Annotated in this window: 11 protein-coding genes and 1 pseudogene; 7 read left to right on the forward strand and 5 right to left on the reverse strand. The window is 71.4% G+C overall.

What is annotated here, in order from left to right:
- Positions 1-56 precede the first annotated feature (56 nt).
- Positions 57-1799, forward strand: a complete 1743-nt coding sequence (gene drmB, locus ACFXMF_RS18540; protein ID WP_379989664.1) for a DrmB family protein — start codon at positions 57-59, stop codon at positions 1797-1799.
- Positions 1800-1821: 22 nt separating this feature from the next.
- On the opposite strand, the gene ACFXMF_RS18545 is transcribed toward drmB, so the two are convergent.
- From ACFXMF_RS18545 to ACFXMF_RS18555, 3 genes are read right to left on the reverse strand one after another with little or no spacing between them, the layout of a single operon-like run.
- Entirely contained in the window at positions 1822-2610 is a 789-nt protein-coding gene (locus ACFXMF_RS18545; protein ID WP_379989665.1) for an ABC transporter permease, read from the reverse strand.
- A complete protein-coding gene (locus ACFXMF_RS18550) occupies positions 2607-4097 on the reverse strand; it encodes an ABC transporter permease subunit (RefSeq protein WP_379989666.1) in 1491 nt (496 codons plus the stop codon). The genes ACFXMF_RS18545 and ACFXMF_RS18550 overlap by 4 nt, the downstream gene beginning before the upstream one ends.
- Complete coding sequence (locus tag ACFXMF_RS18555; protein ID WP_379989667.1) at positions 4094-5023, reverse strand: ABC transporter ATP-binding protein; 930 nt, start codon at positions 5021-5023, stop codon at positions 4094-4096. Before ACFXMF_RS18555 ends, ACFXMF_RS18550 begins: the two co-directional genes overlap by 4 nt.
- Positions 5024-5188: 165 nt before the next feature.
- Here ACFXMF_RS18555 and ACFXMF_RS18560 point away from each other — a divergent pair, with 165 nt between their 5' ends.
- From ACFXMF_RS18560 to ACFXMF_RS18570, 3 genes are all read left to right on the forward strand, one after another.
- Positions 5189-6451 (forward strand): sensor histidine kinase, encoded by a 1263-nt coding sequence (locus ACFXMF_RS18560; RefSeq protein WP_380020689.1) that lies wholly within the window; start codon positions 5189-5191, stop codon positions 6449-6451.
- Positions 6448-7131: a response regulator transcription factor gene (locus ACFXMF_RS18565; RefSeq protein ID WP_360305511.1), complete on the forward strand. Its 684-nt coding sequence runs from the start codon at positions 6448-6450 to the stop codon at positions 7129-7131. Before ACFXMF_RS18560 ends, ACFXMF_RS18565 begins: the two co-directional genes overlap by 4 nt.
- Before the next feature lie 65 nt (positions 7132-7196).
- Complete coding sequence (locus ACFXMF_RS18570; protein ID WP_360305509.1) at positions 7197-7793, forward strand: HhH-GPD-type base excision DNA repair protein; 597 nt, start codon at positions 7197-7199, stop codon at positions 7791-7793.
- A gap of 134 nt (positions 7794-7927) precedes the next feature.
- Here the strand turns inward: ACFXMF_RS18570 and ACFXMF_RS18575 are convergent, their stop codons facing one another.
- On the reverse strand, positions 7928-9364 hold the full coding sequence (locus ACFXMF_RS18575; RefSeq protein ID WP_379992415.1) for an MFS transporter: 1437 nt from the start codon (positions 9362-9364) through the stop codon (positions 7928-7930).
- Between the two features lie 128 nt (positions 9365-9492).
- On the opposite strand from ACFXMF_RS18575, the gene ACFXMF_RS18580 reads away from it, so the two are divergent.
- A complete protein-coding gene (locus ACFXMF_RS18580; protein ID WP_360305505.1) occupies positions 9493-9987 on the forward strand; it encodes a helix-turn-helix domain-containing protein in 495 nt (164 codons plus the stop codon).
- Positions 9988-10225: 238 nt separating this feature from the next.
- Here the strand turns inward: ACFXMF_RS18580 and ACFXMF_RS18585 are convergent, their stop codons facing one another.
- Entirely contained in the window at positions 10226-10483 is a 258-nt protein-coding gene (locus ACFXMF_RS18585; protein ID WP_360305503.1) for an SCO5918 family protein, read from the reverse strand.
- Between the two features lie 273 nt (positions 10484-10756).
- Here ACFXMF_RS18585 and ACFXMF_RS18590 point away from each other — a divergent pair, with 273 nt between their 5' ends.
- Positions 10757-12184: a helix-turn-helix transcriptional regulator gene (locus ACFXMF_RS18590; RefSeq protein WP_360305501.1), complete on the forward strand. Its 1428-nt coding sequence runs from the start codon at positions 10757-10759 to the stop codon at positions 12182-12184.
- 308 nt (positions 12185-12492) lie between these two features.
- Positions 12493-13058 (forward strand): annotated as a pseudogene (locus ACFXMF_RS18595) (peptidase M28); the annotation flags it as partial.

Here is a 13058-nt window from a genome sequence, read left to right on the forward strand (position 1 = left end):
AGCCGATCGGCGCTGTGCGGCGAGCCCAGCAGATCACCACGTACGGGGTGGGCGCGATGATCGCGATCGGCGAGCAATCCTTCATTGTCAGTGGATTGGACTCGTGGAAAGTCGACGACGACGCGTCGGTGGTCAGCGAACCGCGCTTGTCGGCTCGGCTGGGCGTGGCGGACTTCCGCCTGCCGCCGGCCGCTTCGCCGCCAAGTGGGGACGGGGTACGCGTCCGCCGATTTCCCGCGATCTACTCCTGTCGCGGTTGTCACAAACTGCAGCAGTGGGGCAAGTTCGCCTCACCTCCGAATAGAAGCCGCTGCCCCGAATGCCTCGTCGATCTCACCCCGTCGCGATTCGTCGTGGCATGCGGTGACGGGCACCTCGACGACTTCCCCTACTGGATGTGGGTGCACAGCCGATCGGAACCGTCCACGGCCACCGGACACCGGCTCAGCCTGCACACCGACCGGCGCACGGCTTCGCTTCGCGGAGTTGTCATCCGATGCACGTGCGGAAAACAGGCCTCCATGGAGGGAGCGTTCAGTGGCATGGCCCTCGGCAAGATCGGAATCCGGTGCGCGGGGCGGCGGCCCTGGCTGGGGGCGGCGGCTCCCGTGGAGCAGTGCAACCGCGTTCCCAGGACACTCCAGCGTGGCTCGTCGGCTGCCTGGTTCCCGAGAATGCGTTCCGCGCTGTCCATTCCGCCGTGGGATGGCCCCCTCCAGCGTCTGCTCGACCGACACTTCCCGATGTTCCGCGACGAGTCGGACGCAGAGATCGAAAAGTACGCGCTCAAACTCGGGCTTCTCGATCGTCTCAAGGACGACACGTACACGATTCGAGATCTGATCCTCGCCGTCCGCGAGCGTGAGGACCTGAGCAGGTTGGACGGCACGGTCGAGATGGATGCGTCGACCGGCCACGAAGCCTCCTCCCGGCTTCGCCAGGAGGAGTACGCGAAGTTGATCCGAACCACGCCGGAGGACCCGAACCACATTCGCTTCGTGTGCGTGCCCCCGAAGGCCGACGAAACCGCTGCCCCGGTCCCCGCCATCGAGCAGGTCATGCTGGTCAAGCGGCTCCGCGAGGTTCGGGTGCTCGAGGGGTTCACCCGAGTCGAGATGCCGATGCCCACCGACACCGCCGCGCGGCGCGGAGCTCTGAGCCTGAAGCCGATGGCATGGTTGCCGGCCATCGAAGTGATCGGTGAGGGGGTATTCCTCCGACTCGACCAGGCCCGTGTCTCGGCGTGGGAGAACCTGCCCGGAACGCGACACCGGTCCCGGCTCATTCGCGCCAACCACAGCCTTCAACTCCGGGACCGCAGCCGCGATCCCGTCGCGGAATCCCAAATCACCGCGCGCTTCATCCTGCTGCACACGCTCGCACATGTCCTGATCAACGAATGGAGTCTCGACGCCGGGTATCCTGCGGCCGCGCTTCGCGAACGGCTGTACGTGTCACCGGAAATGGCCGGTGTCCTGATCTACACGGCGACCAGTGACTCGGCGGGCAGCCTGGGAGGCATCATCGGCCAAGGCGAACCGGCCAAGCTCGCCCGGTCGATCGTTTCCGCACTGCGACGTGTGTCCTGGTGTTCCGCGGATCCCTTGTGCATGGAGTCGGAGGCGAGCGGCACGGACAGCCTCAATCTCGCCGCCTGCCATGCGTGTGTGCTTTTGCCGGAAACCAGCTGCGAGACCAACAACAGCTTTCTCGATCGCGCGGCCCTGATCGGAACTCCCGACGGAACGGCCCCTGGTCTGTACGAGTTCATCGGCCAGGACTCGTCCGTTACGGCCTGACGAATCGCCGATCCTCGCCCGCTCACGCGTCGCGGCGGGTGAAGGTCAGGGTACCGAGGAGCAGGGCTGTTGCCGTGTAGCCGGCGAGTACGGCGAGGCCGGGCCAGGGGGCGATGGGGAGTCGGTCGAGGTTGCGGGTGGTTTGGATGGCCAGGCCGGCGGTCATGGGGGTCAGTTTTTCGAGGCGGCGGTGCCAGTCGGGGTCGGTAATCGCGGTGACCAGGAGCGGGAGGATATAGAGGAGGGTCAGTACGACGGTGAGGGCGCCGGCCGTGTCGCGGATCAGCAGGGCGATGCCGAAGGAGAGCAGGGCGATCAGGGTCAGGTAGAGGATGGTGCCGGCGGCCGCGCGCAGGGTGGGGCCGTCGATGGGGGGCGGTGTGGGGTAGCCGTGTTCGGGGGTGAAGCCGTTGCCGGCCAGGATGGTGCGCCCCGCCCACAGCGACGCGAGTACGGCGAGCGTGCTTGCGGTGGCGACCAGCGTCGCCAGCGGCAGCGCCTTGCCGGCGAGCAGTGTGAGGCGGCGGGGGTGGGCGGTCAGCGAGGTGTGCATCATCCCGGTGCCGTATTCGTTGCCGATCACCGACACCGCGAGCAGGACGACGGCGATCTGGCCGACCCGCACGCCGATCAGGCTGTCCTTGGTGATGTCCTCGAAGCAGCCGGCCGGGGTCGGGCAGTGCGAGGTGTGCATGGCCGACGTGGCCAGTGCGCTCACCAGCACGGTGGCCGCGATCAGGCCGAGCAGCAGCCATCCGGTCGAGCGCACGGTGCGCAGCTTGGTCCATTCGGCGTGGGCGGCGTTTCTCATGTGTCCCGCCGGCGCAGCCGCCATCCGGCGACGACCAGGGCGGCCGCGGCGTAGAGGCACATCACGCCGAGCCCGGTCCACGGGCCGACCGTGCTGTCGTAGCGGTCGAAGGTGCGTTGGATGGCGAATCCGGCTGCGGGGGTGGGCCGTTCCAGCCAGGTCGCGGTGGACACCGACAGGCCGGAGCCGACGATGCGCGGGATCAACAGCAGCGCGAGCACGACGGCGATCGCGGGCGCGCCTCGGCGCAGGATCGCGCCGATCGCCAGCGCGAACACCGCGACCACCGCGAGCAGCGCGGCCGTACCGATCAGCGCGCGCAGCACGTTGGGGTCGGACAGGCCGGCCGGTATGCGGTCCTTGCCGCGTTCCACCGGGCCGGTGATGGCGAACGCGCCGAAGGTGCCGACCAGTCCGGCGACGAAGGTGGCCGCGCCGATCACGATCGCCTTGGCGGCGAGCACCCGGCCGCGCCGGGGTACGGCCGCGAACGTGGTGCGGATCGTGTCCCGGTGGAATTCGGCGGTGATCGACAAGACGCCGAGTGCCACCACCGCGATCAGGCCGATCAGTACGCCACCGAGGATCGTCTGGGTGCCGTCCTCGCCGAACGGGTCGGGGCCGATGTCGCCCGTGCCGATCACCGTGAAGGTGCCGTCGACCTCGGTGAAGCCCGGGGGCGGGCCGGCACCGGGGCGCTCGACCGCCGGGCCGGAGGGGCCGGTCGAACCGTCCGGGCCGACCCGGTTGTGCCAGGTCCCGGTGGGCTGTTGCGGCTGTGCGGGGGTCAGCCGCACGTGGTCGAAGGTGGCCTTGCCGGTGGTGGTCTGCCCGGAGATGCCCTCGTTGCCGAACTGCCGCTCGACCTCGACCGCGTCCGGGGAGCCGACGAACAACCCGATCCGGGCGGTCTGCGGAAGTTGCCCCGGGTCGACCCGGCCGACCCGTCGCCAACCGGTGCCGTCGGCGGACTCGTACGCGGTGATCGTGTGTCCGGCCCGGACCAGTTTGAGCCAGCGCGGCACGGGCCCTCCGCCGCCCGCCCGGTCGCGGTCGTACCCGCTCTGCAACCGGACCCCGTGGTCGGGGGTGACCACCACCGCCGCGTAGGCCGCGCCGGGTGCGTCGCTCGCCCGGATCATCAGGCCCGCCTTGGCCCGACCGGCGCTGCGTTCCTGGGTGTTGACCCGGGCGACCAGTTCGCCGTCGCCGGCCAACTCTCGTTCGACGAACTGTCCCCCGTCGGTGTAATGGTCGGCCAGCCTGACCTTGCCGCCCGCGCCGCCGCCCGTCACCTCCCGGGTGCCGCCGGAGCCGCTTGCGATCAGCAGGCCGACCAGCATGGTCAGCACGGCCGCCGAGATCAGCGTAAGCATCCATCTGCGGACCGACCTGAGCTTGGTCCACTCGGCGAGCAGCAGCCGACCGAAGGTGTCCCGCCCGCCGGTCAGCGCGCTGCGGTAGGGCGTGGTCGTGGGGCCGCTCATGCTCGCTCCTCGACATCGGCGGCGCGGAAGTCGACCGCGTCCCGGGTGAGTTCCATGTATGCCTCTTCGAGCGAGGCCCGGTGCTCGGCGATCCCGGAGAACGGCACGCCGTGCTCGGTGAGCAGCCCGATGATGCGCTCGGCCGACAGGCCGGTGACGGTCAGCGCGTCGCGATCGGTGGCCGCGACGGTCGCGCCGACCCCGGTCAGCACGGTCATCGCCTCGCGGCGCTGCGCGGTGCGCAGCAGGATCCGCCCGCCGGAGGCACCCGCGAGCAGCTCGCCGATGCTCGTGTCGGCGATCAGCCGGCCGCGACCGATCACCACCAGGTGGTCGGCGCTGTCCTCCAGTTCGCTCATCAGGTGGCTGGACACCAGCACCGCGCGGCCCTCCGCGGCGAGCGAGCGCAGCAAGCCCCGAATCCACATCACGCCCTCCGGATCGAGGCCGTTGACCGGTTCGTCGAGCATCAACATGGGCGGGTCGCCGAGCAGCGCGCCCGCGATGCCCAACCGCTGCCGCATGCCGAGCGAGAAGCCGCCCGCGGGCCGGCGCGCCGCCGACGTCAGGCCCACGGTCGCCAGAACGTCGTCCACCCGGCGCGCGGGCAGGCCGTTGGAGTGCGCCATCCACAACAGGTGGTCGCGGGCCGGACGCGCCGGGTGCAGCGCGGCGGCGTCCAGCAGCGAGCCCAGTTCGCGCAGCGGCGTGCGCAGCGTGTGGTACTGCCGGCCGCCGACCAGTGCGGAGCCCTCGTCCGGGCGGTCCAGGCCGAGGATGATCCGCATCGTGGTGGACTTGCCGGCGCCGTTGGGTCCGACGAAGCCGGTGACCCGGCCGGGCTCGACGGTGAACGACAGCCCGTCGACGGCGGTATGCGGGCCGTAGCGTTTGCGCAGTCCGCGTACTTCGATGGTTGCTTCCATGTCCACGAGGCTATGAAGGCGACCGGTTCCGAGACATCACGCAAGCGAGCCAAACCGGGTTCCCCGCATGGGGGGAAGCCCGCGGTCCGTCTCCCCGCTGCGGGGGAGGCGGATTCCCCGGCCCGGGGGAAGCGGGCCGGGTGGACCGGCCGAGACAATGGCGCCATGAAGCACAGCGATCCGATCCCGGGCCGCGCCCTCGACCCCGGTCGGCGGCGCAGCGAGTCGCTGTGGCGCGGACGACCGCGGCGAGCACAACCGTGGCGCGGACCCCGCCGGCCCGCCCACCCGTGGCCGACCCACCCATGGCGCACGGAACCGCCGTGGGGTTCCCTCGCCTTCGCCGCGGGGGTGGCGCTCGGCCTGTTCTCCCTGCCGGAGACGGTGTTGCGCACCGCGCTGCGCTCCGGCCAGGCGGCGGGCACGTTGTCGATCGCGCTGATCCTGGGCCTGTGCGCGACGGTGCCGTTGCTGTTCGCGCCGCGCCGGCCGGCGACGGTCGCGGTGGCGATGACCGCGGCCGCGGTGCCCACCGCCGTGCTCTACCAGGGTGTGCCGATCGCCGCTTCGGTCGCGCTGCTCGCCGCGTGGGCGACGCTGGTCCGGATCCGGGTGCGCGGCGCCCGCACCCGCACCGCCGAGCGGAACGCCTCCCGGCACGCGATCGAAAGCACCCTGCTGGAGTTCACCGCGCGCGGCGAACGGGCCAGGATCGCCCGGGAGTTGCACGACGTGGTGGCCCACCACATCTCGATGATCTCGGTGCAGGCCGAGACCGCCCGACTGACCACCCCGGGGATGCCGAAGCAGGGCGCCGAACGGCTGCTCGCGATCGGCGACACGGCCCGCACCGCGCTGACCGAGATGCGCCGCCTGCTCGGGGTGCTGCGCGAGGACGCCGGCGCCGAGCCGACCCGCCGGCCGCAGCCCGGACTCCAGCAACTGCTCGATCTGATCGACGAGTCCCGCGACTTCGCCGGCGCGGGCATGCGGCTGATCGTGCACGGGCGGATCGCGGTGCTCGACCCGGGCGTCGAGTTGGCGGCCTATCGCATCGTCCAGGAGTCGTTGACCAATGCTCGCCGCCATGCCCCCGGAGCCGCCGTGGACGTAGTGCTCGACTACTCCGACGAAGACCTGTTGCGGGTGCGAGTGCGCGACAACGGACCGGGCCCGCGCGTCGGCGCCGGCCCGGGCGGGCACGGTCTGCCGGGCATGCGCGAGCGCGCTGCGAGCGTGGGCGGCGAGGTGCGTACCGGGGCGACGCCGATGGGCGGCTTCCTGGTCGAGGCCACCCTCCCGGCCCCGCGCCCGGCAGGCACCGGTGGGCCGGCCGGCACCGGCGGCATACCCGGCGCCGGCGGGCTTGCCGGTGCGGGCGGCACCGTCGGCGCCGGCGGGTTCGCCGGCGCCGGGGGCACGGGATGAACGGGCAGGCGACGTTGCGGATCGTGGTGGCCGACGACCAGGAGGTGGTCCGGGCCGGTTTCGCCGCACTCCTGGACACCCAACCGGACTTCGTCGTGGTCGGCACCGCGGCGGACGGCGCGGAGGCGATCGCGCGTTGCCGCGAGCAGCGGCCGGACGTCGTGGTGATGGACGTACGGATGCCGGTCATGGACGGCATCGAGGCGACCCGGCGCATCCGTACCGACGTCGGCGACGGCGAGCCGCCCCGGATCCTGATGCTGACCACGTTCGACCTGGACGAGCACGTCTACGACGCACTGGTCGCGGGCGCCGGCGGCTTCCTGATCAAGGACGTGACCGCCGAACGCCTCTTCGACGCGGTCCGCGTGGTGGCCGCCGGCGAGGCGCTCCTGGCGCCGAGCGTCACCCGGCGGCTGATCGGCGAGTTCACCCGACTGCGGCCACGCCCGGCCCCACCCGGTCTGGCCGACCTGACCCCCCGGGAGGTCGACGTGTTGCGTCTGGTCGCCGAGGGCCTGTCGAACGCGGAGATCGCCACCCGCCTGGTGGTCGGCGAGGAGACGGTCAAGTCGCACGTGAGCCGGGTGTTGCGCCGACTGGGCCTGCGCGACCGGGTCCAGGCGGTGGTCGTCGCCTACGAATCGGGACTGGTCGTACCGCGCACCGGCAGCCACTGAACGCCCCGCCCCCACCTCGGCGAGTCCGAGTGCGCGTGCGGTGTCCGCCGGGAGATCATCGAAGGATGAATACGACAGTGCACCTCGCCCAGCAGGCCGAGGCGGACGAATTGCTCGGGCGCAGTGCGTTGGCGGCGCTGGTCGGCATGCTCCTGGATCAGCAGATCCCGATGGAATGGGCCTTCGCCGGCCCGTACACGATCGCCCAACGCCTGGGCCGCACCGACCTGGACGCGCACGAGATCGCCGAGTACGACCCGGACGAATTCGCCGAGTTGCTCTCCACCAAGCCCGCCGTGCACCGCTATCCCGGGTCGATGGCCAACCGCGTGCAGCAGTTGTGTCGATACCTGGTCGAGCACTACGACGGCAAGGCGAGCGCCGTGTGGGCCGACGCGGCGACCGGCACGGAGTTGCTCAAGCGCCTCCAGGACCTGCCCGGCTTCGGGAAGCAGAAGGCGCAGATCTTCCTGGCCCTGCTCGGCAAGCAGTACGGCGTGGCCCCGAAGGGTTGGCGCGAGGCGGCCGGCGGCTACGGCGAGGCCGGCGCGCACCGCTCGGTGGCCGACATCACCGGCCCCGAGTCGCTGGCCAAGGTCCGGGCACACAAGCAGGAGGCCAAGCGCGCGGCCAAGGCCGCCAAGGCGGCGAAGGACGCCTGACCGGGCTCCCGACCGAGAGAGCCCCCGACCGCCCCGGTGTCGCGGCCGGCCCCCGGCACCGATTCCCGGCCACGACACCCACCGGCCCGGGCCCCGTTCGGCCCCGACGGCCCGCCCCGCACCCCGGCCGATCGCTAGCCGGCCGTCGCCCCTTCGGCCCGCACCGACCCGGCCTTCGACGCCACCGGTCCCCCCGTCGCCGGCTCCCGCCCCGGTCGCGGCAGGAACAGCGCCGCCGTCGCCGTGAGCAGGGTCGCCGCGCCGAGGATGTACCAGGCCCGGTCGTACCCGTCGAGCGTCGTCGGCGCGCCCACCGCCGCGACGAACACCGCGACGCCCAGCGCCGAGCCGACCTGACGCAGCATGGTGATCACCCCCGAGCCGGTGGCGAACCGGTCCGGACTCAGCGCCCCGGTCGCGGTGGCGATCAGCGTGGGCAGAATCAGGCCGACCCCGATACCGGTCAGGATCGAGCCGGGCAGCATGTCGCTCGCATAACGCGCGTGCGGTTCGAGCCGGATGATCCACCATCCCAACCCCGCGCTGAACGAGAGCCCCCCGAGCACCACCAGCGGCCCGGGTCCGAACCGGCTCACGTATCGGCCGGCCACAATGCTCACGAACGGCACGCACAGCGGTCCGGGCACCGTGCCCAGCCCGGTGCGCAGCGCGCTCCAGCCCCACACGGTCTGCATCCACATCGTGCCGGAGATCAACATCCCGGCGAACGCGATCCCGAACAGGGTGTTGGCGACGCCGGCCACCGCATAGGTGCGGTTGCGCACCAATGCCCCTTCGACCACCGGGCGCGGATGGCGCCCATTGCGCAGCAGGAAGCCCACCACCAGGACCAGGGTGAGCGCCCAGACGGCCACCGTACGGCCGGACCACCAGCCCCAGTCCGGCGCCCGGACCACGCCCAGCGACAACGCGCCGATCGCCGCCGTCAACAGCGCGGCCCCGAGCAGGTCGGGCAGCGGCCCGCGGTCGGTGGGCGCCGGATCGGGCAGCCGCCGTAGGCCGAGCACCAGCGTGCCCACCCCGATCGGCAGGTTGACCAGGAAGACCCAGCGCCAGCCGGGTTCGAGCAGCAGCCCGCCCAGGATCGGCCCGAGGGCGGCGGCGAGTCCGCCGATCGCGGCCCACGCCCTGATCACCGCGCCGCGCCGCTCGGGCGGATAGGAGGTGAGCAACAGGCCCAACGACGCGGGCATCAACAGCGCGGCGCCGACCGCCTGGCCGAGGCGGGCGATCACCAGCACCGCGAGCGTCGGCGACGCGGCGCACAGCGCGGACGCCGCGGTGAACACCGCGGTCCCGGCCAGAAACGCCCGCCGGTGGCCGATCCGGTCGGAGAGTCGGCCGGCGGGGACCAGGAGCGCGGCGAACACCACGGTGTAGGCGTTGAGCACCCAGGACAGGTCGGCGAGCGAGGAGTGTGACCAGGTCTCGGCCAATGACGGCATCGCCACGTTGACGATGAACAGGTCGAGGTTGACGAGCACCACGCCCGCGCAGACCAGAACTGCGGCGAGCGCACGTGGTGGGTGATCCGGATCGGTGTCGGCCATGACGGCGCATCCCCTCGGTCGAGTTCCATGACGGATGAGTTCTATGACGAAACTCAACGTAGAGCGGGTAAGTTCTATAATGCAACTCAATGAGTTCCATGAAAGGACTCACCGGTTAGGATGGCGCCATGCGTCGGAAGAGTTTCCAGGAGATGCCCTGCTCGGTCGCCCAGTTCCTGGAGGTGGCCGGCGAGTGGTGGACGATGCTGATCGTGCGGGACGCGTTCCTGGGCGTGACCCGCTTCGACGACTTCCACGAGCGGCTGGGCATTTCCCGCAATGTGCTCACCCAGCGGCTGGAGCACCTGATCGAGCACGACGTCCTGGTCCGCGAGGCGTACCAGGACAAACCGGCACGGTACGACTACCGGCTCACCGACAAGGGCCGCACCTTGTGGCCGGTACTCAACGCGATGCGTCAGTGGGGCGACCAGTGGGCCGCGCCGGACGGCCCGCCGCTGATCGTCACGCACACCAACTGCGGCCAACCCACCACGGCCGTACACGTGTGCTCACACTGCGGCGAACCGCTGACCTCGCACGACCTGCGCGCCTCGGCCGGTCCGGGCGCGCGAGGCGACCTCCTCGCCGGCCTGCCCAGCCGGGCGACGCCCAGCGCCTGACCGACGCCGGACCCGAAAAGGCCGAGAACGGCAGGCACCGACCGGGGCCGACGAAGGCCGGCCGGGCAAACACAGCCCGACCGGCCTCCATGCCGAACGATTCCGAACGCCTCCGCCCGACTCCGCACGGCTCCGTGCGACTTCGAACGCCTCCGCGCGACTCCGCGCGACTTCGAACGTCCCCGCACGGCCCGCAAGACTTCGAACGACTACGAGCGGCCCCGAAAGACCCGAACGATCAGAGTTCGGTCTCGGCCGCCGGCGCCGGCGGCAAAACGGTGAAGCCGAGCTTGGTGAGCGCCCGCGAGACCTCCGCCGCGCTGAAATCACGCGGAAGTTGTCCCGTGACCACCGATCCCACCTGCTTGACCGGATAGGTACGGCGCCCGATACGGACCGATTCGCCGGTGATCGGGTCGGGCTTGACCCCGCTCATCGCACGCTCCACCTCGTTCATCTGCAGGTGGAAGGACTGGCCAGCGATCGTGCAGCGCATAGTGCCTCAGCAAAGGAAGGGGTGAGTGCTACCGGTGTGGCAAGTCTCGCGCAGTCCCGGCCGCAAGCACACCCCACGACCGCCGTCCGGGGGGCAGCCGGATGATGCAGGGTGATATGTCACGTCGTCTCGGTTCGGGCTCCAGCCCCGTACACCCATCCGGCAAAAGCGGAATGGCTCGTTCCACCGCAGACAACCGCTACCGCCGTCTGTCACCCTGCTCCGGGCAGTGACCAACCGTCGACCATCCGGAGTTACTCGGGGAGGACGAACGTGAACAGGCTCCCGAACGCGCCCGTCACCACAAAGGTCGCGTCCCCACCGCTAAAGGTCGCGTCGACACCGTTGTGGGCGGAGTTCGGCCGCACGCTGCGGACCCGGCGCCGCCTCGCGGGAATGACGCAACAGCAGCTCGGGCTACGCGTCGGCTACCACCACAGCCTGATCAGCAAGCTGGAGGCCGGCCTGCGCGAGCCGCCCGCCGGACTACCGCGCCGACTCGACGATCTGCTGGACACCGGCGGGGACCTGTCCGCGCTGTTGACCAGCCGATCGATCCCGCCGCCCGCCCTGCACCGCACCCATTTCTCGGTGATTCCGGGCGGCGAGGCACCCGCCGGTCTGGCACCGCTGGCCGACCGGTTCTGGCCCGATCGGCTGCCGTACCACGGGCTGCCCTGCCCGCTGCACGGCAAGGACGGGTGTCACGAGTGCGAGGTGCCCCCGTACGCCGACGCGCTCACCATCCTGGGCGACATCGACGGGAACAACCCCACCGGCGTCGACCCCGACGTCGTACACGTGCTCACCGCCCTGCTCGGCGGCTACACCCAGGCCGGTCTGCACGGTGGCGCCACCACCGGGCTGGTCGGTTCGGTGGAGTACGTGCTGCGCCGGATCGTCAGTTGGGCCGAATCGCTCAACGCGCACGGCCGTTCGCCGCACGCGCAGCTCCGACTCGCGGCCGACTACGCCCAGCTCGCCGGTCGGTTCCGGATGCAGCAGGGGCAGAGCGTGATCGGCATGGCCTGGTACGACCGAGGACTCAACTGGGCCGATGTCTGCGAGAGTCCGGGCGCCCGCGCGTCGTTGCTCGGCGACGTGTGCTCGCTGGCTCGCCTGGACGGCGACGCGGCGGCGGCGCTGGCCTACGCCCGCGCGCTGGAGGCGGTGGACCCCGGTCGGGCCTGGATCACCACACTGGCCCAGCTCTACCAGGCGCGCGGCCACGCGCTCGACGGCGACATCGCCGAGTGTCGTCGGCACATCACCACCGCACATCGACACGTGACGCGCTTCGACGAACGCGATCGGGACGAGGCGCCGTGGCTGACCGGGCTGGCCGGCCGGCTGCGGATGGAGGCCACCATCGGCGGCGCGCTGCGCGACCTGGCCGCGCGCACCGGCGACCTTCCCTCGGCGCGCGCGGCGGTGCAATCGGTACAGGCGGCGCTCGACCTGCTGCCGGTGCCGATGCGACCGGCGCGGGTGTTGCTCACGGTGCGCCTGGCGGACGCGCTCGCGTGCGCCGGCCAACCGGACGCGGCGGTGCTCGCCGCCGCGCCGGTGGTGCACGAGGCGGCGGGTCTGGGCACGGCCACCACCAATCGGGAACTGCTGAGCCTGCGCCGACGTCTGACTCGGCATTGGAGCGATCTGCCCGAGGTCCGCGACCTGTTGGAGCAGATGCCCGGTCACTGAGCGGCGGTCGGCGCGGCTCCGGCCGTCTCTGTCGATGGGCGATGAGACGGCCTCGGAGCAGGCACCGAAAATCAGCGACGGCCGCCCGATCGGTTGACCCGGCACTCCCGCGACTCCCGGGGTCTGCTTGGCGTTTGCCAGAATTTGCCGGCCGTTGCCGATCACTTCACCAAGTCCCCACACCCGTGTGAGTGTTTCGCTCGCTCGGGCACGAACCCGGCCTGCACGGTCGCCCGCGTCGCTCACGAGGCGTACGCGGCGCATGCCGGCGACGTGGTCGAGGTCTGCCTTCCACCCAAGGAGCCTCGATGAATCGCAGAACGACCACGGCCGGGACCGTCCTGGCCATGCTCGCCGGTTTGGCGATCGGCGCGGCCGGACCGTCGGCCGCCGCCGACCCGTCCCCTCCCCCCGCAAACCCCCAGGCACTCGCGGTATCCGCCGCCGACCGGGCGGCCGCCAGCGGCCTGGATGTCCTCGCCAAGGGGCCCGACGAGCAGTACGAACGCCAGGTCGTGACCCCGTGGGTCGACGACCTGTACTCGGTCGCGTACCAGCGCACCTACCGCGGCCTCCCGGTCGTCGGTGGGGACGCCGTGGTACTGGCCGACGGAAAGGGCCGGGTGCGGGCGACCCAGTCCTCCACCGAAGCACGCATATCGGTCACCACCCAGCCGACCATCACCGCCGCCGCCGCCGAGGCCACCTCCAAGGCCAGGCTCGCGGTCGTGGACAAGGTCGAGTCGCACCGCCTGGTCGTCCGGGTCAAGGACGACAAGAGCGCGCTGGCCTGGGAGACGGTGGTGGCGGGTCGTACCGCGACCGCGCCCAGCAGGCTGCACGTGTTCGTCGACGCGAGCACCGGCGCGGTGCT

It is taken from the genome of Embleya sp. NPDC059213, assembly GCF_042754445.1.
In the GTDB taxonomy this organism is placed as follows: Bacteria; Actinomycetota; Actinomycetes; order Streptomycetales; family Streptomycetaceae; genus Embleya.